We start from the raw sequence: 23,306 nt of genomic DNA on the forward strand, positions 1-23,306 counted from the left end.
ATTGGTACTCCCTTCATTTAAATTCATTTATCTTCTTTGTATTTTTCTTTAATTTTTCTGACCTCTATAAATAAGAATATTAAATTTACAATAGCTCCGAGTAAAGCTCCTAAAGCTACACCCCAAGTAACAAAGAAGTATCCTAGTACAACATATAATAATATAGAAATTAACGACCCTCTTAAAAATGCCCTGCTGTATTCTTTTGTATGACCGCTTGCAACTAAGATCTGGGTACCCATGAAATTAGAAATAATACTTAACATCGGTAAAAACGATAAGATAATTAAAAGGTCTGCTGCCTCTAAGAAGTTCTCTCCTAGAACAATTTCTACAATAATACTCCTGAAAGCAACAATACATATGGCTATAATCCCAAATACAGGTACTATTAATTTAGAAACTTTAATGACAGAAGAATACCCACTTTTAAAAGACTCCATATATTTTTTACTATGATAAGGAAAAAAAGCCTGACCAATTGGATAAAATAAAGCAGTAATAACTTGGTTGATTTTGATTATACCTGAATAATATCCTACTTGAATGGGACTATGAAAAATACCCAAAACAAAAATTCCAGATGTAGCCATTACTTTTATGACAGCACTTGATGTAAAAATAAAATATCCATCTATTATCATTTCTTTAACGTCGACTATATTGACTCTACTGAATTTCACTTTTATTTCAGTTCTCACAATTAATAATGAAACAATCCCTATTAATAAAAAGGATAATGAATACAAAATTGCATAAAGTTCTATATCATCTGGAGACTTTATTAAACTAAATACAGAAATCAGGAAAATGATCCTAATAATTAAACTTATTAATGTCATATCTCTAACTCTTTGAAGTCCCTGAAATAACCATGTGGGCATAATTACATAACTAAACGCTAAGATAATAAATATATATAATATGCTTTGATTTTCATGTAGTTTGTCACTCAAAAAGGTTAGTATAATAATAATAGGTACTGATATTAAGAAAAAAAACAGTTTTGTTGCTAGTATTGACGAGTATATTTTTGAAAGCTTATGTGAGTCGTCCTCAGCCGTAGCAATCTTTCTCGCACCGGTTAAATTAAAACCATAATCGATAAATGTAATGAAGTATGTAAAAAATGCAAGAGCAAAAGATATTATTCCGTATCCTTCTGGAAGCAACACTCTGGTAATATACGGAAAAGTGAAGTATGGAATTATTGTGTTAGAAAAATTCAATATGAATAACCATGACATATTTCTAAACAATCTACTCCTTGACCAGTAACCCAATTTACTTTTTAAAATTTCTAATTTATTCCGCATTATTATTCCTTACCTTTTTCCTAGATTCCGCCTATCACTATTAGAAATACCGCTATACAAACCCATGTACATCCAAAAAATAATTGAAAAACTTATTTCATTTATTAAATGTGAACCACCAAATGAATTGAATAACACCGAAAGAATGGTAATATAGGCTGTTCTTCTCAGAGACTTCTCTTGTATATGTGAAAAGTTGAATAACAATACTACAAATATAGTAAAAACCAAAACAAAACCTGATATACCTAATTCACTCAATAACAGAATATACATGTTGTGAGGATCTATTAACCCGTTTAAATGATCAACATTAATAAACCTTTCAGTATAAATTCTTTCAAAAAAACGTCCCATGCCAGATCCTAATATAGGGTGATTAGCAAAAATATATAACCCTAAACTACCTGCTAACAGTCTTGCATTTACTGAACTACCTGAAGCATCAAACCCTGAAAGTATTCTTGTCAAATCATAATTCTTAAAAATAAAAATAATAATTAGAGTTAATACAGCAATGAAAGACATTTTTTTCCCCAGGTTATTACTATTACTTCTAACAAATAAAAAATAATATATGAGAATAAGAACCACGCAAAGGCTAGCTGCTCTTGATAATAAAATAAAAGTAGCTGATATACTTGCAACAATAGTAATAATTGATATTAGCCGCCATTTTTTTTCCTTAAAACTATAGAACATGTAAAGACATAGAGGTAAAGTCATACAGAAATAGTAGCTAACAGTTATGCTCGTGCCTAACATCATTGATGCTCTGTACTGAGAAAAATATCTGTAATTCACCTCATTACCTACTAATGACATAAAAAAGGCGTAATTAGTTGATAAAATAATTGCTAAAATCGCATAAATCAAACAAAGAATTATAATAAATTTTATTATAACATTATAATAATCATGCTTTAATCGAGACATATAAAAATACGTTTGGATAGGTAATATAAAAATTAACCCTGCATATATGTATTGATGTATTGATACTGAAAAAAAGCCTCCAAGTGCAATTATAAATACAATGCTAAAAATCAATATAAACAATAGTTTATTGTATATATCCAAAGAGATGCTTTTTGTTTTTTTCTCAAATAAAACTATCGACAAACTCAAGAGTGGTATAATCCAAATCTCATTCGTAGTTTTAATACCATCTATTTCCAAAGAAAACAGACTTTTTATTCTGTCAGGCGCAAATAATACATATAAAAACACAAAACATATTACAAAGATAGAATAAGAATATTTACCTTTTGTTTTCTTGCTATGATTAAGAATTATTTCTTCCTGGAAAATAGTGTTCAATCTTATCCTCCTTTCTAAACTTACAAACTGCAAAGAAAACACAAAAAAGAATGTAAAATGAGCTTTTAGAAGAAAGCATACTTTAAATAACACTTATAAATATTCAAAATGAAAATTGATGTTTTTAAATTCTCTCTAAATACTTTTTTGCAACAGTTGAATCTTTGAATTCAGACGCAGTTTTTATCGCATTTTTTGAAATCATTGATTTTTCTTCCATGGACATGCTATTTATTCCGCTACAAATTTCTTTCAATTCAATTTCATTTCCTTGCTCACATAAATAACCATTTTCTCCATGAGTTATTATTCCATCCATACCTCCTTTTTTAGAGGCAATCACTATACATCCTCTAGACATTGCTTCAATATAAACAAGACCAAAAGTTTCATTATCACTAATCATAATAAAAACTTCCGTAGTGTTCATAATATTAATAATCTCATCTCTCTTCTTATAACCTAAAAACTCAATTTGTTCGATTAGTTTTAGCTTACTTGTTAGTGCTAAAAGATTATTTTTTTCTGCACCCTCTCCAATAATTTTAAAAATAAACCCTTTTTGTTGATACACCTCGTTTAGAGCACTTATAGTTTCTTCAATATTTTTTCTTTTTATAAGTCTACCCACATATAAGTAAGAATTAGGTTCTTTATCTTTAAAATCAATTGTTTGATATATATCAGTACTAAAATATTTATCAGGTATACCTGAATAACAAATAAATGGATCTACTTTTAAATTAAAAGTCTTCTTTAATTCATTAGCTATAGCTACTGACCTAGCACCAATTACATCTATATTTTTTATATGTTTTTTCGCCCAATTTTTATATCTTTTTTGATTTACATAAACTATTCCATGAAACACCAAAGCAGTTTTAGCCTTAACTTCTTTTTTTAACATCGCCAGAAGAGGCAATTGTGGATTCTCCCAATGTCCAATTATATAATCAGGGTTAAAATTCTCTTTTTTTATTATTCTTTGTATCTCATTATATTGTGCTTTGATTTGCACTCTTGAATATTTATTTTTAGGTATCATCTTAAGCAGTGGAATTCTATAACATCTCACACCTCCTTCTTCAGTATATTTTTTATCTCCTTGATAACGATTTGGAATTACAATTCCAAACTTCGAATTAATTTTCTTTAAAAATACATCTGGTATTAAATATAATGGTTTAGGGTATCTACTAGAATTATGAATTACTATTACATTATGCCCAGCCTTTGTCCATTCATTGGCAAAATATTTAACCACAGGTGTAACACCTATATTTTTTTCATCGTCTTCTTGTGGATAAATTGAAGTAAGAACCAAGATATTCATTGTAAACACCTCTTAATTTCCAATATCTTTTTTTTATTAATTAATTTTTTAACTCCCACTCTAACTCATCTGCTATTCTTTTAGATGCAAATCCATCTCCATATGGATTACTAGCCTGGCTCATTCTTTCATATTCATCTTCATTTTCAAGTAATAATTTAAATGCTTGGTAAATAATCTCTTCATCTGTCCCAACTAACTTCAAAGTACCAGCATCAATACCTTCTGGTCTTTCCGTTGTATCACGCATAACTAATACAGGTTTTCCAAGGCTCGGTGCTTCTTCTTGAATACCACCGCTATCCGTCAATATCAAATGTGAATGTGACAGGAAATTATGAAAATCCAAAACTTCCAATGGTTCAATTATTTTTATTCTTGAACAGCTTCCTAAGACTTCTTCAGCAGCCTCTCTGACTGTTGGATTCATATGAATAGGATATATCGCCTTAATATCGGCCCTCTCATCTACAATCCGCTTAATCGCTTTGAACATATTTTTCATTGGTTCGCCTAAATTTTCTCTTCGATGTGCTGTAATCATAATGAGTTTACTACCATTTACCCATTCAAGATATTTATGAGAATACTCGTCTTTTACAGTAGTATTAAGGGCGTCAATTGCTGTATTACCAGTAACATAAATTGTGGCTGGATCTTTCCCCTCTTTTAGTAAGTTATTTTTTGACATTTCTGTTGGCGTAAAATTATACTTAGCTACAATACCTACAGCTTGCCTATTAAATTCTTCTGGATATGGAGAATAAATATTATATGTTCTTAAACCTGCTTCCACATGCCCTACCGGGATTTGAAGATAAAAACAAGCCAATGAAGTCACAAATGTTGTTGAAGTATCACCATGAACTAAGACTACATCAGGCTTTACTTTTTCCAGTACCGATTTCATTTTTTCTAATATATTAATAGTTACATCAAATAACGTTTGTTTTGCAGTCATTATTGAAAGATCATAGTCTGGTTTTACATCAAAAGCATTTAATACTTGGTCTAACATTTCTCTATGCTGACCAGTGACACAGACAACTGTATCAAGATTATCACGAGTTTTCAGCTCTTTAACTAAAGGACACATTTTTATCGCTTCAGGTCTTGTTCCAAAAACCACCATTACTTTCTTATTCATAGTTTCACCCTCATCTTATAGTTTAAATGCATCATCAATTTCAATAATATTTTTCGTATCTAGAACTAGTTTCCCCTTTAAAGACTCTATATTTTTTTTAATGTGATCATGTCCCACCATAACGACAAGAATCTCTATCTCATTTAAAAAATCCTCAAAGTTCATAAATTGATGATCTACAATTCTAGTTTTAACAAGTGGATCAAATACCTTTACTCCAAACGCAAGGTGCTCATCCATACGCTCAAGCAACTGAAGCGTTGGGCTTTCTCTTGTATCGTCTACATTTTCTTTATAAGCTAATCCATAAAGACCCACTTTTGAAATATCATTAATGCCTTTTTCTCTCATAATATCTCTTATCCTACTTAACACATGTCTTGGCATAGAGTCATTCGTTTTTCTTGCAGTCAAGATGAGGTTGGTTAAATCTGGGTAGTCACCAACTAAAAACCAGGGATCTACTGAAATGCAGTGTCCGCCTACCCCTGGACCGGGCTGTAAGATATTCACTCGTGGATGTTTATTTGCAATTCGTACAATCTCATATACATCCATGTTATCTGTCCGACAAATTTTAGCTAATTCATTTGCAAAAGCAATGTTGATATCTCTAAATGTGTTCTCAACCACTTTAGACATTTCTGCTGACCTTATATCCGTAACAACAATCTCTGCATCACAGAAATTCAAATATAAGTCTTTTACTTTTTCTCCAATTTCAACATTATCTGCACCTATAGTTCTTGAATTGTGTTTCAATTCATAAATCATGTTACCAGGAATGATTCTTTCGGGGGCATGTAATAAATGAATATCTTCACCTATAATATGACCTCGTTTTTCTATTTCAGGACGAATGTATTTATCAATGGTTCCTGGAGCAATTGTCGATTCAATGATCAACACTGCTCCTTTCTCACATACGTCTAAGACACTCTTAAGAGCTGAAATAACATATTTAGGATCAAGTCTTTTACTTTCCTTTATGTATGGAGTAGGAACTGCAAGAATATAAGTATGTGTTTTTTGATATTCTGTTGAGAACTCAATATCATTCGATCTTGCGTCTTGAAATAGTTCTTCTAATCCCTCTTCTTCAAATGTTAGTTTCCCATCTGTTAACGAGTTAACAAGATTAGTATTGTTGTCAGTACCTACTACTTTAACTCCACTCTTTGCAAACATAAGCGCGGTGGGTAACCCTATATATCCGAGACCTATAATATTAATCATTAAAACTACCTCCCAACTAATTCTACGTTAAATTTAGTGCTGCATTTCTTATCAACGATAGGAACTTTAACTGAAATACAGCTAATCTCCTCTTTTTGCATATAATATAAGCTTCTATAAGAATTCATTATTTCTATTTTTCCTTTTGTAACTATTTTAGCGATTAGTTGTCCCTTATGAGAAAGATCAAGCCCACTATCACTTACGCTCACTTTACAAGGTGTATGAAAATTAAATTCACAATAATCTCCATTGCTGCTAACATCATCTGTAATTACGTAGCCACTTTTAGATTTTTCTATTCTCCTGGTATGTTCATATCCATTCTTAGAAATCATTTTCCCTATAAAACTACCATTAGAAGCCTGATTCGTTATACCTTTAGTCCAATCATAGATTAAGAATGGACCACGCTTTTTCATTTGTTCTTTATCAGGAACTTTAACAGTGTTATGCGCTTCTGTTAATGCCATTTGCTTCCCAATCTCTGAAGCATAAGAAAAGGTACCACTATCACAAAAAACATTGACACCTCTATGCCATAAATCGACATGTAACTGATCCATTTGAGCAGGACGAGTTTTAAAGTCTTGTAAAACAGTCATCAAAAATCCTGCATTATGACGGATTGAATAAAAGCCTGAATTATTAAAAGCTGACTTCTTCTTTTCAATGGTTGAGATTGGTATATCTTTTATTTTCTTATTTCCAAACCAAACTAACTCTTCCTCATAATCTCCAGGTTTATATAAACGCTTCCCATCAACCAAAGCAAAAATAGTATTAACTATTGGTTTAAAATCTCTATAACCACAGGTTGTTACCGGAAATATCAATGCTCCGTCATTAGATCCATAATTAGGAACGTCTCCAGTTTCATCTTGCATTTGATAGATTAATTCTGCACTATTTCTTATTAGCTCTTTGCTACGATTGGATAACTCAACCTTTGTTTTCTCACTGATTTTGAAAACTGCTTCCATCAGTTGAAGTGCCAACCTTTGGTAGTTAAAGGAATACTGTATATAACCTCCATCAGAAAAGAATTGCTTTTCAATCTCCTTATTTAAAAGTTCATAGGCTTCTTTTACTTTAATGTTATCTTTACAAGCCCAGGCCCCAATTATAAGCCCCGTAATTTCTGATAAAGTGTGGTTGTTCTTAATACATTTATAAGTATAGAAAAAGTTTGATAATACTTTTTTGTAACTGCCTTCCACTAACTTTCTAATATTTTCATTATCTTTTGCTGTAGTTAAACCATAAGAATCAAATATGGAATATGCCATTAACGCATTTATCATTCTAAGCGTAGCTTCTTGTCCACATTTGTAATTAGATCCAAACGAATATTCATTTTCCTGTAGCCAGCTATCGAGTTGTTCAGAAAAAGCGTTGAAATACTTGTCATCTTTAGTAATAAGATATGCTCTTATAAAATAGAAAAAGTGAGTGAACCTCGATGCTTCCCAAATGACTTTAATATCCCCTCTTACCGGATCAAAATCTGGGATCTGATACCATTTTAAAGACCTTTCAACTTCAACTTTAGTAATCGGGTTATAATGCCATTTCATAGGATTACCATAGTCCAGCTCAATCGAAGAAAAGGCCATTATTTTACCTACTACTGCATCATTTGCCTTAGAAATAATTTCTTCTTTTTGTTGGATAGATAAATCATTCAAAAATTTTTCGATATACTCTACATCTAAATTAAAGATGTTTACTCTTTGAATATAAATTTTTTTCTCGAAGACTTTATCACTGTTTGGTATTGATCTCATCATTTTCAACTTTGCTGAATAAAGTGAGCGATTAAAAACCCATGGCAAACCATATTCAGTTACTAGTGATTTAATCATAACAATACCTCATTTTCTTTGATCTAATTAACATGCTCTATTACGTTAATCAATTTCTCAGTTAATCTCTTGAAATCAAAATCATTTGCGCCCTGTTTTGCATTTTGAGACATTTTAGTATAATCAGCTTTAGACATATGCTTGATATGTAAAATTGAACTGGCCAACTCTTCTGGTGTACTTGTTTCCAATTCAATCCCACATTTGTATTTTTCTAATATCGAATAGCCCATTTTAACGGTGGATATAATTGGTTTACCTGATGCCATATATTCAAATAGTTTATTTGAGCTATTTCCGCGGGCCCAGTTATATTGAGTATGTGAGTAATTTAGTATATTGACAGATGATTTGCTCAAAATATATGGAATCGAGCGCTTATTCACATGTCCTTTTATTTTCACATTAGTTAGATTCTCTTGAGCTACTCTGTTTTCAAGAGCTTCTCTTTGATTCCCATCCCCATAAATTAAGAATTGAATATCTGTTTTATCTCTTAAAAGCGACGCAGCATCAAGCAAGTTACCTACATTGTTAACTGGACGGATTGCTCCAACATAAACTACATTAAATTTATCTTCCATTAAATCTTTATCTTCCACCTTATTTGCATTAGAAGATACTTCAAATGATTCTAAATCTACACCATTGTTTATGTAATAAGTTTTATTTAGATTAATTTTGCCACCTTGCCTTGTATCCCATTCCTTTTCTTTTAAATAATCAGTATCTCCCTCTTTAGTGAAGATAAGAGCATCTGATTTCTTATAAATCCAGTGTTCACCTGAAGTTAAGACACGACCTACTAGACTCTTTTCTTTTGCTTTGTTAAAAGAAAAAATAGCTTCAGGCCATAAGTCGCGAATTTCGCATATACATGGAACTCCAAGTTTCTTAGCTATTTGGATCCCCGCAACCATTGTTAAAGGATGAACACTTGAGGCAAGAATTACATCTGGTTTTCCATTTAACTTAATATAATCTTTTACAACAGAAAACAAATTAAGATAAAACATCCCCATATTTTTTACTCTATCAACCCCATTACCTAAGGCAGTCGTAGTTTTGATGAAAACAAAAGGAATATTATCCAGAGTATCCGTAGTATACTTTTTATTCTCTGTATTTATAAATTCAGTTGTATTGTGGTATGTATTCGCACAAAAAATAGTCGCATCATAACCCTGTTTTATTAAGTTTTCTGCAAACCAGTAATGTCTGCCGCCGCGATTTTTGTACATATCCGTCGCATAGTGATTCCACAACCATATTTTTTTCTTCAATTCAAGCCACCTCAGTCAAAACTTACTATTTATTTCCTTCTAGCAGGAACTCCCATATATGTTCCAGTTTCAATTATGTCTTTAACTACAACAGTACCTGCCCCTACTTTACAGTCTTCCGGAATGCTTATATTATTGCTAACAACACTCCCTATTCCTAACCATGTCCCACGGCCAACCTCCACCGTCCCAGCCAACCGAACCCCCGGCGAAACATGCACAAAATCCTCAATAAAATTATCATGGTCAACCGAAGCACTTGTATTAATAATGCATCCTCTACCGATCCTAGTAGAGCAATTAATCACAACCCCAGCCATTACAACCGTACCAACACCAAACTCAACCTCTTCCCCAATCACCGCTTTGGGATGAATTAACACAGGAATACTAGCACCCATTTCCTCTATCTCACTCTGTATCTTATGACGAATTTCATTATTTCCAATACCAACCATAATATCTGAGCTATCAACATAGTTAATTACATCCTGTGATTTCCCCACAACATCAAACCCAAGTGCCGACTTACGCTGCTCATCATCATCTAAAAAAGCAATCTCTTTCCACTTTTTCATTTTCAAAGCAATATCAGCTACGACCTTCCCATGACCACTCGCCCCTATGATAATAAGACGTTCTTTCAAATCATTCCTCATCCTTTTTATTCCCTTTAAAAGGCTCCATCGTTTCAGAAGAATCCGAATTAATCCCTTCTCTAACAAAAACCTTTTTAATCGTTAAGAAAATAATCTTCCAATCTTCTACAAAGCTAACTCTCTCAACATACTTCACATCAAGATTAAACTTTTCTTCCCAGCTAATGGCGTTTCTACCATTAACCTGAGCTAATCCTGAAAGTCCCGGTCGAACTTCATGACGTCTTTTTTGTTGCTCGTTATATAATTCAAGGTAATGTATTAACAGTGGCCTCGGCCCAACAACCGACATATCACCTTTGAAAATGTTAAATAGCTCTGGTAACTCATCAAGTGAAGTCGATCTTAAAAACTTACCAAACTTAGTAAGTCTTATGTGATCTGGAAGTAACTCTCCATTACTGTCCCTTTCATCTGTCATCGTTCTAAACTTATACATCTTAAATACTTTTTCATTCATACCAGGTCTATTTTGTGTAAAAAGAACTGGACTACCTAGCTTGAACCTAACTAACAGAGCAACGACGATAAAAACAACGCTAAGAGCTATAATTGCAAGAAGAGATAAGAAGATATCCATAAGCCTTTTTATGTAATTTTGATAGATCCCATTACTAGACTTTTGCATCTTCCTCACCACAACCCCTTAACAATATCAACAACCCTCTCCAAGTCCCCATCCGTCATCTTCGTATCCGACGGTAAACAAACTCCATTCTCAAACAACCACTCACTAACATCCGTGCCAACAAAATCATACTTCTCAAAAAACGGCTGCAAATGCATCGGCTTCCAAATCGGTCTTGATTCAATATTTTCTGCTTCCAATGCTTCCATCACATCAAGTGGTCGAACACTACCATTCAACGTCATCGCACTTAACCAGTGGTTAGCATAATCCCACTCATTTGCGGGCATAAACTCTACACCTTCAAGCTCGCCAAGTTCCTTTTTATAAAACTCATAAATCGCTCGTTTCTTTTCAACTCGCTGATCTAGGACTTTAAGCTGGCCTCTACCAATTCCAGCAACAACATTACTCATTCGGTAGTTAAACCCAAGTTCACTATGCTGATAGTGTCTCGCCGTATCTCTAGATTGCGTAGCCCAGAATCTCGCTTTAGCAATTTTCTCTTCATTATTCGAAACGAGCATTCCGCCACCGGAAGTAGTGATGATTTTATTACCGTTAAAAGAAAAAATGCCATAATCACCAAATGTTCCCGTATGCTGGCCTTTGTAATAAGTACCAAGACTTTCCGCAGCATCTTCAATAAGTGTTACGTTATGTTTTTTGCAAAGTGCTACGATTTGATCCATATCTGCTGATAGTCCATAAAGATGAACAACGATAACAGCCTTAACTTCAGGATATTTCGTAAAAGCTTCTTCCAACGCTTTCGGACACATGTTCCATGTTTCTTCATTACTATCAATAAAGACCGGAGTCGCATGTTGATAAATAATTGGATTAGCTGTAGCTGAGAACGTGAGAGTTGGGCAAAAAACAATGTCGCCTTCTTCCACTCCAGCTGCTTTTAAGGCAAGGTGAATTGCTGCAGTTCCTGATGAGAGAGCAGCTGCTGATTTAGATCCTACTTTTGTAGCGAGCTCATTCTCGAATTCATTTACGTTTGTTCCAAGCGGTGCGATCCAGTTTGTTTCAAACGCTTCATTCACATATTGCAGTTCATATCCTTCATCACTCATATGAGGTGATGCGAGAAAAATCCGATCTCTCATTGTTAAGTACTTCCTTCCATGCTGTAGTCTATTACTATGTATCATTGCATTACGTTTAGTTGCTTAGTACTTAACTGAATATGTTTTCTTCAAACTAACTACTAATCCACTAAAACAGCAAAGTTAGAGGCACTGGGTGGATGACCACTCAGCACCTTAACTTTTAAAATTAGATAATTAGAGAAGGATTACTTTGCATATAACAATTCTTCTTGAGAAGTTATGCGATTATGCGCAATATCCAAAGCCCTCTCTCGAACACCCAACTTATCCATCCCCTCAAACCTACCAACAAAATCCATCACAACGCTCAAATCCGCATTAATCGACTTCCCAACATAAATCTTCGGATAAATCTGCTCGTCATGAACCTCATCTTTCCCAAGAAGCTCTTCATACAGCTTCTCCCCAGGTCGCACGCCTGCAAATTTAATCCCGATTTCATCAACGGAGTAACCGGATAATTTAATGAGGTTTTCCGCAAGATCCACAATCTTAACCGGCTCTCCCATATCAAGAACGAAAATTTCTCCGCCTTTTGCCATGGCGCCAGCTTGAATAACAAGTCTCGACGCTTCTGGGATCGTCATAAAGTAACGAACCATATCCGGATGCGTGACGGTAACTGGTCCACCCTTTTGAATTTGCTTCTTAAAGAGTGGAATAACGCTACCCCGACTTCCAAGAACGTTACCAAATCGAACCGCTACGAATCTTGTTGCACTGATCTTGTCCATTTGTTGGACGATCATTTCCGCCAGACGCTTCGTTGCCCCCATGACGCTTGTTGGGTTAACGGCTTTATCTGTTGATACCATCACGAACGTATCAACATCCGCATCACTTGCGGCTTCGGCAACATTCTTTGTCCCGATGACATTATTTTTCACCGACTCATGCGGGTTTGCTTCCATTAAAGGAACGTGCTTATGTGCTGCTGCATGATACACAACATTTGGACGGTGCGTTTTCATCACTTCGCCAAGGCGTTCACGATCCTGTACGTCCGCAATCACTGGAATGAACGTAATGGTATCACCATATGTATTGCGGAGTTCCATTTCAATTGTATAAATGCTGTTTTCACCGTGACCGAGTAGAACAACTTGATCTGGATTAAATTTCGATACCTGGCGACAGATTTCAGAACCGATTGAACCGCCAGCACCCGTTACGAGAACGGTTTTCCCAGTTAGCGTTTCTGCGATATTATCCGTATCCAATTTAATCGGCTCGCGGCCTAATAAATCTTCTACTTTTACATCACGGAAGCTGTTGATCGACAGTTTACCCGTCATTAAGTCTTCAATCATTGGAATGATTTGCGTTTTCGCTTTTGTTTTCGAGCATTCTTCATAGATACGTTTCATCTCACCTTTAGAGAGAGATGGAATCGCAATAACGATATTATCGATTTCAAGCTTTCTCACTTGTCCTTCGATATCATCCGTAGAGCCAAGTACAGGAACGCCCATGATTTCTAAGTTTTGTTTTCGGATATCATCATCGATAAAGCCAATTGGATTCAAGTCAGAATCAACACTTTGCCTTAACTGCCTAACGATCATTCGACCTGCTGAGCCAGCACCGATAACGAGAACGCGCTTTTTCTTATTCTTCGTATTCATATACGTATCTCGGAACATTCGCCATGCAAAGCGTGATCCACCGATCAGTAGCATATGAATCATCCACGTGATCGAAAGTGCTCGGAAGTAGATATCCTGTAGCATAACAAACTGTGCTACTGCTGCTAGAGCGATCGAAAATGTCACAACCCGGAAAATAACGACTAGTTCCCCGATACTCGCATACTGCCATGCTCGTTTGTATAGTTTGTAATAGTATGAAAAGAAATGATGCCCAAGTAAAAGTACAATCGAGCTAGCTATGATAGGTTTTGATGATAGAAAATCATGATAATTTAAAAGAAAGCTACTAATAAAAATCGCAAAAGCTACAATCAATGAATCTATCACGATTAACGACGATAACCGCTTTCGATATGTCATTTACTTGCACCCCACTTTTGATTTTGTTATACGCTCTTCAATGGATCTGTTCAATAACCCCTGAATTTCTAGCAGCTTCTGATCTGGTGCATCTTGCTTAATGTACCGAATGGCTTTTCGAATCGATTTAGGCAATTGATCCGTCCCCTTCATTTCACCACTCCCCCTTTTGATAAACGCTTCCGGTGACTTAAGGCGCGCATCTTAAGTCACGCTATTCTCCCAAAAAAATACTTCCCTAAAGAAGTATTTTCCTATTTATTTCTGCGCGTAATAGTAATAATAGCTACCATCTTTCATTTTCTTACGGTTAAGCACAACCCCAAGCAGCTTCCCCTTAGCTGAATCAAGTCGCTCTTTTGCTTTTACTGCCGCTTCTCGTTCGGTCGTTCCGCTACTAATGACAAGTACTGTTCCCTGAACTTTATTCGCGATAATTTGCGAATCTGCCACCGCAAGTACTGGAGGACAGTCGAAGAGTATAATGTCATAGTGCGTAAGTGCTTCTTCTATTAGTGCATCCATTGCTTTTGAACCAAGAAGTTCAGATGGATTCGGTGGAACTGGACCGCTTGTTAGCACGTCTAGATTCGGTACTTCTGTTGCAGTCGTAACATCCGTTAACTCCGCTTGACGCGTAAGCACATTTGTTAATCCTCTTGTGTTCATTACGCGGAATGTATAGTGAACTGTTGGTTTACGAAGATCCGTATCAGCAATCAAAACCTTTTTTCCTTGCTGTGCGAGCACAACACCAAGGTTCGCGATCGTTGTAGATTTCCCTTCCATTGGACCAGAAGAAGTGACCATGATCGTACGCATGTCTTCTTCAACGGAAGCGAATTGAATATTCGTTCGGATCGTTCGGTATTGCTCTGCAATTGGTGACTTAGGGTTTTGATGCGTTAAAAGACTTCTTTCTTTGTCAACTTTAATAGCTCCACGCTCTTTACGACTCAACTGCTTCACCCCTTACTGACTTTTTGCCTTTGTTCTTGGAGATGCCTGCTTCCTTGTCTTCAATGACGGCGATTGTTCCAAGTACAGGAACACCAAGTACTTTCTCGATATCTTCTTCTGATTTAATCGTGTTATCCAGGTATTCAAGTAAGAATGCTAGTCCAACACCAATCATTAATCCAACGACGAATGCGATCGCCATGTTCAAGACCGGATTTGGATTCACTGGAGAAGGTGTGCCTTCAAAGCCAGCTTTTGAAAGAATGCTAACGTTATCGACATTCATAATGTTGCTAATTTCTTTTTCAAATACGCTTGCTGTTTTATTCGCGATATCAACCGCAACCGCAGGATCAGGATCTGTAACAGATAATGAAACAACTTGAGAGTTTTGCGCATTGCTTACTGAAATTTTGTTATTAAGCTCACTTGTTGTCATATCTAAAGAGAGTTCTTCTTTTACATCGTCAAGAATCGTTGGACTTTTAATAATGACGCTATATGTATTAATAAGGTCCACGTTTGTTTTTATTTGGTTATAGTCAAATCCATTTTCGGAATCTGCTTTTTGATTTACTAGAATTTGGGTTGAAGTTTCATAAATTGGGGTAAGAAAGAAATAAGAGACAACACCGCTCGTTGCTGTAGCGAGTAGAGTAATAAGTAGAATGAGTGCAAGACGTTTTTTGAGTACTTCGAATATTTCCTTTAAACTAATCGTTTCTTCCATAAGGTGCCTCCAACGCAATCGTAATTTATTTTGGTACAGAAAGAATTACAGGTTTTACTATAACACAGAAAATCAGTAAAATTTAGGGTTTTTTTTACGTCAAAACCATTAATTCCTTAAATAGTAAGATAGATACATAGAACGGTGTCGAATAGTGTCGAAGAAAACGCTTCCTTTACAAAAATTTAACGAAATTTCTTCATAGGAAAAATCCGCTCATTTTTAAACAAGCGGATTTTCGTGTTTTTTCGCTATTAAAACAGTCCAAGAACTTTTTTCTTTTTGATTCGTTCCGGAATGTCCTTGTCGATCATCTTCCCTTTGATCATATCCTCTGGATTTTCTTGAATCATGTACCGGAAAGATGTCCCTAACTCTTTTTCAACCGTTTCATAAGCGTCCCTTAAATCAAACGGCCTCGTTGTCGTGTTATGTGAATCGGATGCGATGAAGTGGGCCAGGTTATGAGAAAGCAAATCAAGCGAGAATTTCTTAATCTTCTTTCCCATCCTCCCCGTTACACTCGATGCCGTTACCTGACTAAGCGAGCCTTCTTTAATTAAACGATAGAGCTTCGACGGATCTTCCATGATCTCGCGGTTTCGCTCGGGATGAACGATAATGGGAACGACCCCTTTTAACTGAAGATCAAATAGGAGCTTATTTGCATAGCGCGGCAAATGGCTTGATGGAAATTCAATTAGCATGTAAACCCCTGAATTGTTAACGGTAAGAAGATCCACATTAAGATCCTCTTCCATCTCTCCGTATATTCTAACTTCCTGACCAGGAAGAATCTCTAGATCGATTCCTTCTCTCACTAGTTCTTTGTTTAGTAGATTTACTTCTGACAGAATGTCTTGCAAGTTGTTATTATAGCTTCCATTCTTATGGTGAGGGCTTGCGACAATTTGGGTAATGCCCTGCGATTGTGCCTGACGTGCCATTTCAAGACTATCCTTTAACTCTTGGGCGCCATCATCGATTCCGGGTAAGATATGACAGTGGATATCAATCATTTCCCCATTCCCCTTTCTTTGCTGTAGCATGTTCTATTCATTGTTTTATAGAAACCGGCATGTTCTTTTTGAAGAACGTCTTTTTATGATGTTACCATAATCTTCAACTTTGTGCATCTCAAGCTGATCATTTTCTGGTAGGTATTTACTTTGCAAAATAGTTCGACTTATAATGAAAGATAGACTTTTAACCTTTCAATCAGACAACTACTCTATGGAAAGCTGGAATGTAAAATGAAGAAGTTCCTTATTATTGTTGGTGTCATTCTTGGTGTTCTTGTACTAGCAGGTGGTGGCTACGCCTATTATTTATATGACTCCGTCAAAGACACTGCAAGCGATATGCATGAGCCCATTAGCCGTGAAACCTCTACACTAAGAGCGGATAAAGTAGAGACGAAGGAGAAAGACCCGATCTCGATTCTCTTAATGGGGGTTGATGAACGAGAGAATGATCAGGGGCGCTCCGACACAATGATTATGATTACAGTAAACCCAAATGACAATTCAATGATCATGTTCAATATCCCACGCGATACGCGAACGGAAATTATCGGTCGCGGTACTGTTGAGAAAATGAACCACGCCTACGCATACGGTGGCGTTGAAATGGCAATGGATACAGTTGAGAATTTCCTCGATGTTCCGATTGACTATTATTTTAAAGTAAATATGGAAGCATTTGAAGATGTGGTATCCGCATTGAATGGCGTTACAGTAGACAATCCATTTGCGTTCGACTACGGTGGCTACACCTTCCCTAAAGGTGAAGTAAGCTTAAATGCAGACGAAGCTCTCGCTTTCTCTCGCATGCGCTATGAAGATCCGAAAGGTGACCTTGGACGAAACGATCGCCAGCGTGAAATCATTAAGGCCATTATCGACAAAGGCGCTAACGTTGGAAGCATTAATAAAATCGATGACCTGCTTGAAGCAGTCGGTAGCAACGTTAAGACGAACATGACGTTTAAAGAAATGAATGATATTTTTAAGAACTACAAAGGCGCTCGCAATAACATGGAAACGTTCGAAATTGATGGCAGCGGTGAGATGATTGACGGTCTCTGGTATTACATCGTATCTGATCAAGAGAAGCAGTCGATTACACAGAAGCTGAAGGACCATCTTGAAATTAGCTAGCTAATTAGTAAAAGAAAGCCTCTTCCAATTGAAATGGAAGAGGCTTTCTTTCTGCTATTCTATTTCTAGTTTTGATAGTGACATGTTCTTTGATAGGATGTCTCGAATCTGGTCTATGTAAGGCTTCGCCTCGCCTGCCTGCTTCGCTTCTCCCTCAACCTGCTGCACAAATTGCTGTAATTCATCCCACATCGGGTTTTGATTCTCTTTCCCTTTCATTCCAAATCCTCCGTTTTCTAGTAAACTATTTGGCGATTATACCACCGTTTTCAAGTAATTTCCATAGAATGATTGTTAATTATCTGTAAATTTATTTAGCGCTTCTTCTCTACATTCTATTAACCGGTATATCAATTGCTTAAACGGGGTATACTCTAGTAAGAGGGTTTAAACAAAATGAACCAAAACACGCCTGATTCTTTTTCGTAGAACGACAGATTATGATTGCGTTTTCATGTATGATAGATGAAAGTCACCCTGCCTTAACCGGATGGACTTTCAGTCAAAGGGGATGAGCATATGCATTACCAGGAAGAAGGCAATTTTGCTAAAGGAATGGTATGGGGCGTCTCATTAAGTATTCCTCTCTGGATCGCATTGTTTGGGTGGGCGAAGATTATGTTAAGCGTAGTAAGTTGATATAAAATGAAAGAAGGACAGTGCCCGGGCACTGTCCTTCTTTCATTTTACTTATATTTTGTTTATGCTCTCCTATTCTCCAAACATCTCCCAAATCTCATCCTCTACATCTTCACTAATCGCATTCGGCCCACCGAAGATCGTGAAGAAGAATGTATCTTTATCCATAAATAGTTTTTTAACTTCCTTAGGTAGCTCGTCCTTTCTCGTTAGGAGAACAGGCTCGTAGAAGTTTGCGGCAAGAACGGAGCCGGAAAGAGCATCTGCGAAGTTTTCACCCGTTGCGAGGTTAACTGCATACCCCGACGTATCGAGTTGCTTTGCCACCTGAACAGATGTATCATAGCGGTTTTCTCCTGAGATCCGCTTTGGATGTGGGAGCTTGTTGAAGACCGTGTTGCTGACAACGGCCGTTCCGCCAATAACGTATGTGTCATTGTACTTTTTTAATGCTTTTGCTGTTACAGCTGGAATTTCTTTTGTTTTTGTTAATAAAATCGGACTTCCTTGAAAAGCTGCAATGGAGGCGACAGATAACGCATCTGGGAAGTTACCTCCGTAGGTGACAAACGCTGTATCACTGAAATATGGATCGATTTCTTTCGCAATTTTGGCAGCTGTTTCGTAGCGATCTTTTCCTTCAATACGATCGAATGTGATGCCCATTTTTGTGAGGGACTTTTCCACATTTTTTGAAACAGCTGTTTGCCCACCAAGGATCGTGACGTGCTCTGTTCCAAAATAGGTTAGTGCTTCTTTCACAGAAGCAGGTAGCTCTTTCGTTCGGGTGAGAAGGATTGGCGCGCTATATTGATAAGCAAGTGGCGCTCCTGCAAGGGCGTCAGGGAAATTTTGTCCTGTCGCAAGAACCACGTGTCTGGTGTAGCCTTCTTCAAATCCTGTCTTGGCGATTTCAACCGCTGTCTCGTAGCGATCTTCCCCTGCGATCCTCATAACGATTGGATCATTGGAGTACGTGAAGGCGGAAAAATAGTAGTCTACGTTATTATTTTTATTAGCGGAATCCGTGACTCTGAAATAGTAGGTTCCAGGCTCAAGCTCCTCGATCCCTCCGTAGTAACCGTATTCGCCTTCTTCGTAATCAGGTGTGATTTTCTTCTGATTCTCATCATAAAGATCAACCCAAAGCTCCATTGTTGGCTCTTCTTCATCCGTACCTGCACCGAAAGATAAGGAGACTGGCTCGTCTGCTTCGACTTCGAATTTATAGAAATCTTGATCCTGATCGGTTAATTTACCGGTCATGACGTCATCATTTATGAAGGGATTTGCTTCTTTGAAACTATTATTTGGTTCGACTTCAGAGATGTATTCCCAGTCATCATTACCTTCGTTCATCGTCATTTTCTGCGCTTTTTTCATAAGCGCATCGTGGGTGGAGGCAGAGGCAACTGGCCCACCGATGAGGCTTCCTGCCAGGAGTGCGGTTGATACTAGTCCAAGTACTTTTTTCATTCGGATCTTTTCCCCTATCATTCTCATTTTTTAAGCAAAACGAGCATGTCCCTGCTCCTTCATCACCCTTCCATTTCTTTACACTAAGAGGATTATATAGGAGAAACGAGTGTTGCGCTATAGGCTGTTTTTGTCGAATAGGAAGTTTTTTCTTCGATTAAATATATAGCTCAGACGTGGGTCTGAGTTTTCCCTATTCATTAACCAAATAAGATCTTAAGGTCGTCCTCACCACCTTCTCCGACAGCATTCTTCCCACCAAGAACATTTATGCTGCTGTTTCATGTTTCATTTTCTAAGAAGATTTGAGCGCCTGGAGTGGACCGCTTGTCTTTTATAAAAGAGTGCAGATTGGAAAGTGATTAGGTAGAATGAACCTCTACTATTCCTTATTCTGGTTAAAACTAGATTATCGATGTTATTTTCTTTCATTTAAGTTGAGGTATTCTGTTCCATATCTTTCCTCGTTTTCCTATACTATAATGGAAGTTATCTTAATTGAGAGGGGCTTGCTAATGAAATTCTTAAATGTACTTGGTTCTCTTATCCTTGCATCATGCTTTTATTTATTCGTCTTAGAGGACAATGCATCAGCAATGATGGACACGGGATCAAGAGGATCAGAAGTTCAGCACATGCAGTCAATTTTAGAGAAGCTCGATTACTTCCATACGACGCCAACGGGCTATTATGGATCGGTTACGAAAGAGGCGGTTCGTGATTTCCAGGCGGATTTTGGACTTAGCGCAGATGGCGTAGCGGGTACGAATACGCTGAACATGCTAAGCAATCTTGAGATGATCGCACATGTTGTTCATGGTGAATCTCGTGGTGAGCTCTATGAAGGTAAGGTTGCGGTCGCCGCTGTTATCTTGAATCGCGTTCAATCCTCTTCGTTTCCAGGGAGTACATACGGGGTGATTTATCAGCAGAATGCGTTTACCGCTTTGAATGATGGCCAGTACTGGCTCACGCCTGATGCTTCTTCTTATCGCGCTGCTAAGGATGCGTACTTCGGATGGGATCCATCTGGAGGTGCAACGTATTACTACAACCCGAGTGGCGTGTCCGATGAATGGATTTATTCGCGTGATGTGATTAAGACGATTGGGCAGCATGTGTATGCGCGGTAGAGAATAATGGATTGAAAGAAGCAAAGTCCGTGTGAGATGGACTTTGCTTCTTTTTTGTATGTGAAGGGGGTCAGGCGCGCGCCTGACCCCCTTCACCCTTCACCGCACCGCCTTCATTTCACAACGCTCCTTTCCCACATTCTTTGTTAATTTCTTCACAATTTCTTAACACACAAAAGAAGCAAAACGCGTTATGCTAGAGTCAAACGTGATAGTAAAGGAAGGAGGTTGTGTTCATGGGAGTTCAACTCCGAAAAGGCATGATTGATCGTCGAACCTACCTAATTCGTAAGTTACTAAATTCACCACACAATCGAGAAGACCTTACTCAACTTCATAGCCTTACCTTAACTGAGCTTGAGAAGAAGTATGAGAGAGAAAATCGTATGAAAACATTGTGAAGAGTAGTTCAATAGATAGAAAACCGCGCATTGTCTGCCTCAGGCGGACAATGCGCGGTTTTTGTTTGTATGTGGGGTCAGGCACGTGCCTGACCCCTTTTTATTTCCACTACATGAAGAAGCCTACCCGCTCGTTCACGTAGCTGCTCCTCTACCTCTTCTCGATAAGCGACAATAAAACAAGTAGAAGGTCCTGATGATTTATGAACATCTAGCTCTACCTGTATCTTTTCAGCCGTCACTTCATCTTCAGCTAGAAGCTCATTCAACTCATACAATATTCCTTTTGATCCAACAGGTAGCACAGCTCGAACGCCTTCCTGCTCACTCACCCACTGAAAAAGATCAAGTGGTGCTATCGCATTCGGCTCGTTCATCACTTCATCTCCAACGAGCGGTTTACCGATTACGGCGAATCGGATACCGTCACTTAGCGATACTTCAGGAAGTTCGTTACGTTGCTTCCGTCCAATTACCACAACGCCAAGTGCTGATTGAAGAAGCGCCATATTTGTTTCAGAGCTTCCTGTGATCGTAAGCTTGTTCATGCCTAATTCTCTTTTTCCTCGCTCGATGCCGCTTACAAGCTCCTCCCACTTTGTGCCGCCGCAGAAGTTATGTAAAACGACAGAAAGTGGCGTTGCTCCATGCGCGATATTTTCCATTATGGCAACGCGAAAAGCGAAGTAAGAAAGCACATCATATGGCACGTTCACGATATCATGCTCTTTCTCTCCGATGCCTCCGCTGTTATCGCTTGTGATCACGAGGTATTCGTTATCGAGCGGGATGACCGTACCGTCTCTCATAAGCTCGCAAGTCCTTTTTTCTCAAAAATCGTCGCTAAGCGTGGGATAAGAGCCATTGCAAGTACGAGATTGATCGCTGACGCAACAACTAGTCCTGGCATAATCGCCATGTAAAACCCCGTGCCGAGCATAAAAAGAAACGGTAATGGAGCAACAACTCCGTTTCCTATTAAAAAGAGTCCAACAGCCGTTTTTCGTTTACTTTTCTCATAAAGCGCACCGAACAACCAAACAAGCACCGCCATTTCTGCCGCGATTAGCAGATGCATGGGACCGAGCGGAAAGCCGACAATAAGCGCAGATAGTAAATGACCGAATCCTGCGATCAGCGCACCGCTCCTGCTTCCGAGGAGAACGGCGGCTACGAGCGCTGGAAAAGCATCGAGCGCAACGCTTCCGATAACGGAAGGAATTTTAATAAGCGCGCCAACAACGGATAGTGCAATGAACATAGCGAGAAGGCTTGCGCGTTTTCCCGACATGCCTACTCTCCTTTACGTTTGCCGCCACGGAACACTTTTGCGCTTCTTGCGTACTCCACGTCTTTTACGTTCAAACGGAAGTTGATCACGCGAGCAAGGGCGAAAAAGTAATCTGATAGGCGGTTTAAGTATTTCATAGGGACGGGTGGGATGTTTTCTTCTACTTTATTTAACGTAACGACGTGGCGCTCGGCGCGACGTGTGATTGTGCGAGCGATATGAATCGTTGCGGACGGCTTGCTTCCACCTGGTAAGATGAATTTCTCAAGCGCTGGCGCTTCTTCAATAAATTCATCGATGCGTCCTTCAAGGTACGTAATCGACTCTTCCATTAGCTTCATTTCTCGTTTTGGTGAGACGTTCGCAAGGTCGCCGCCACAGTCAAAAAGCTCGTGCTGAATTTTCTCCAAATCTTCTAGAAGATCCGTGAATTTATCGGAGCCAAGCTCGCTTAACTCTACGATTGCCTGTCCGACGAAGCCGTTCGCTTCATCTACCGTGCCGTAAGCTTCTACTCGTACATCGTCTTTATCGACTCTTCCCCCGATAATGCTCGTTTTTCCCTCGTCACCTGTTCGTGTATAAATTCTCATCCCTATTCCC

Annotated in this window: 23 protein-coding genes; 3 read left to right on the forward strand and 20 right to left on the reverse strand. The window is 37.7% G+C overall.

The window, feature by feature from the left end:
* Nucleotides 1-23: 23 nt before the first annotated feature.
* The 15 genes from AC0VYJ_RS20225 to AC0VYJ_RS20295 form a co-directional block, all read right to left on the reverse strand.
* Nucleotides 24-1,316: a flippase gene (locus AC0VYJ_RS20225; protein ID WP_475366083.1), complete on the reverse strand. Its 1,293-nt coding sequence runs from the start codon at nt 1,314-1,316 to the stop codon at nt 24-26.
* Between the two features lie 9 nt (nt 1,317-1,325).
* Nucleotides 1,326-2,636: an O-antigen ligase family protein gene (locus AC0VYJ_RS20230; protein ID WP_475366084.1), complete on the reverse strand. Its 1,311-nt coding sequence runs from the start codon at nt 2,634-2,636 to the stop codon at nt 1,326-1,328.
* 124 nt (nt 2,637-2,760) lie between these two features.
* Entirely contained in the window at nt 2,761-3,969 is a 1,209-nt protein-coding gene (locus AC0VYJ_RS20235; protein WP_475366085.1) for a glycosyltransferase family 4 protein, read from the reverse strand.
* Between the two features lie 40 nt (nt 3,970-4,009).
* The gene (wecB, locus tag AC0VYJ_RS20240) at nt 4,010-5,116 is read right to left on the reverse strand and encodes a non-hydrolyzing UDP-N-acetylglucosamine 2-epimerase (RefSeq protein ID WP_475366086.1); all 1,107 of its coding nucleotides are present in this window, start codon (nt 5,114-5,116) and stop codon (nt 4,010-4,012) included.
* A 15-nt stretch (nt 5,117-5,131) separates the two neighbouring features.
* On the reverse strand, nt 5,132-6,352 hold the full coding sequence (locus AC0VYJ_RS20245) for a nucleotide sugar dehydrogenase (protein WP_475366087.1): 1,221 nt from the start codon (nt 6,350-6,352) through the stop codon (nt 5,132-5,134).
* A 5-nt stretch (nt 6,353-6,357) separates the two neighbouring features.
* Nucleotides 6,358-8,217: a heparinase II/III domain-containing protein gene (locus AC0VYJ_RS20250; protein ID WP_475366088.1), complete on the reverse strand. Its 1,860-nt coding sequence runs from the start codon at nt 8,215-8,217 to the stop codon at nt 6,358-6,360.
* A 23-nt stretch (nt 8,218-8,240) separates the two neighbouring features.
* Entirely contained in the window at nt 8,241-9,500 is a 1,260-nt protein-coding gene (locus tag AC0VYJ_RS20255; protein WP_475366089.1) for a glycosyltransferase family 4 protein, read from the reverse strand.
* Between the two features lie 29 nt (nt 9,501-9,529).
* Complete coding sequence (locus AC0VYJ_RS20260) at nt 9,530-10,147, reverse strand: acetyltransferase (RefSeq protein WP_475366090.1); 618 nt, start codon at nt 10,145-10,147, stop codon at nt 9,530-9,532.
* Between the two features lies 1 nt (nt 10,148).
* On the reverse strand, nt 10,149-10,787 hold the full coding sequence (locus AC0VYJ_RS20265; protein WP_475367530.1) for a sugar transferase: 639 nt from the start codon (nt 10,785-10,787) through the stop codon (nt 10,149-10,151).
* A 5-nt stretch (nt 10,788-10,792) separates the two neighbouring features.
* Nucleotides 10,793-11,902: a DegT/DnrJ/EryC1/StrS family aminotransferase gene (locus tag AC0VYJ_RS20270; RefSeq protein ID WP_475366091.1), complete on the reverse strand. Its 1,110-nt coding sequence runs from the start codon at nt 11,900-11,902 to the stop codon at nt 10,793-10,795.
* Between the two features lie 188 nt (nt 11,903-12,090).
* Nucleotides 12,091-13,914, reverse strand: coding sequence for a polysaccharide biosynthesis protein (locus tag AC0VYJ_RS20275; RefSeq protein WP_475366092.1), 1,824 nt, complete (start codon nt 13,912-13,914; stop codon nt 12,091-12,093).
* Nucleotides 13,915-14,067, reverse strand: a complete 153-nt coding sequence (locus AC0VYJ_RS20280; protein ID WP_475366093.1) for a hypothetical protein — start codon at nt 14,065-14,067, stop codon at nt 13,915-13,917.
* A gap of 105 nt (nt 14,068-14,172) precedes the next feature.
* A complete protein-coding gene (locus tag AC0VYJ_RS20285) occupies nt 14,173-14,874 on the reverse strand; it encodes a CpsD/CapB family tyrosine-protein kinase (RefSeq protein WP_475366094.1) in 702 nt (233 codons plus the stop codon).
* The gene (locus tag AC0VYJ_RS20290) at nt 14,864-15,604 is read right to left on the reverse strand and encodes a YveK family protein (RefSeq protein WP_475366095.1); all 741 of its coding nucleotides are present in this window, start codon (nt 15,602-15,604) and stop codon (nt 14,864-14,866) included. The genes AC0VYJ_RS20285 and AC0VYJ_RS20290 overlap by 11 nt, the downstream gene beginning before the upstream one ends.
* Before the next feature lie 254 nt (nt 15,605-15,858).
* Nucleotides 15,859-16,623: a tyrosine-protein phosphatase gene (locus AC0VYJ_RS20295; protein ID WP_475366096.1), complete on the reverse strand. Its 765-nt coding sequence runs from the start codon at nt 16,621-16,623 to the stop codon at nt 15,859-15,861.
* Between the two features lie 234 nt (nt 16,624-16,857).
* Here AC0VYJ_RS20295 and AC0VYJ_RS20300 point away from each other — a divergent pair, with 234 nt between their 5' ends.
* Nucleotides 16,858-17,763, forward strand: coding sequence for an LCP family glycopolymer transferase (locus AC0VYJ_RS20300; protein ID WP_475366097.1), 906 nt, complete (start codon nt 16,858-16,860; stop codon nt 17,761-17,763).
* Nucleotides 17,764-17,817: 54 nt separating this feature from the next.
* Here the strand turns inward: AC0VYJ_RS20300 and AC0VYJ_RS20305 are convergent, their stop codons facing one another.
* A complete protein-coding gene (locus AC0VYJ_RS20305) occupies nt 17,818-17,982 on the reverse strand; it encodes a hypothetical protein (RefSeq protein WP_194218498.1) in 165 nt (54 codons plus the stop codon).
* A 492-nt stretch (nt 17,983-18,474) separates the two neighbouring features.
* The gene (locus AC0VYJ_RS20310; RefSeq protein ID WP_475366098.1) at nt 18,475-19,878 is read right to left on the reverse strand and encodes a cell wall-binding repeat-containing protein; all 1,404 of its coding nucleotides are present in this window, start codon (nt 19,876-19,878) and stop codon (nt 18,475-18,477) included.
* 515 nt (nt 19,879-20,393) lie between these two features.
* On the opposite strand from AC0VYJ_RS20310, the gene AC0VYJ_RS20315 reads away from it, so the two are divergent.
* Both AC0VYJ_RS20315 and AC0VYJ_RS20320 read left to right on the forward strand, forming a co-directional pair.
* Nucleotides 20,394-21,011 carry a cell wall hydrolase gene (locus AC0VYJ_RS20315; protein ID WP_475366099.1) on the forward strand — a complete coding sequence of 206 codons (618 nt, stop codon included), beginning with the start codon at nt 20,394-20,396 and terminating at the stop codon, nt 21,009-21,011.
* A gap of 236 nt (nt 21,012-21,247) precedes the next feature.
* A complete protein-coding gene (locus AC0VYJ_RS20320; RefSeq protein ID WP_194218472.1) occupies nt 21,248-21,412 on the forward strand; it encodes a Fur-regulated basic protein FbpA in 165 nt (54 codons plus the stop codon).
* Between the two features lie 77 nt (nt 21,413-21,489).
* Here AC0VYJ_RS20320 and AC0VYJ_RS20325 read toward each other — a convergent pair whose 3' ends face one another.
* Genes AC0VYJ_RS20325 through AC0VYJ_RS20335 form a run of 3 tightly spaced genes read right to left on the reverse strand, consistent with a single transcriptional unit; the run spans nt 21,490 to nt 23,296 of the window.
* Nucleotides 21,490-22,221, reverse strand: coding sequence for an ATP-binding protein (locus tag AC0VYJ_RS20325; RefSeq protein WP_475366100.1), 732 nt, complete (start codon nt 22,219-22,221; stop codon nt 21,490-21,492).
* Nucleotides 22,218-22,703: an ECF transporter S component gene (locus AC0VYJ_RS20330; protein WP_475366101.1), complete on the reverse strand. Its 486-nt coding sequence runs from the start codon at nt 22,701-22,703 to the stop codon at nt 22,218-22,220. The genes AC0VYJ_RS20325 and AC0VYJ_RS20330 overlap by 4 nt, the downstream gene beginning before the upstream one ends.
* 2 nt (nt 22,704-22,705) lie before the next feature.
* A complete protein-coding gene (locus AC0VYJ_RS20335) occupies nt 22,706-23,296 on the reverse strand; it encodes a cob(I)yrinic acid a,c-diamide adenosyltransferase (RefSeq protein WP_283153395.1) in 591 nt (196 codons plus the stop codon).
* Between the last annotated feature and the right edge of the window lie 10 nt (nt 23,297-23,306).

Source organism: Anaerobacillus sp. 63XJN7_5_ISO-PGPR-S23-430 (assembly GCF_056173695.1).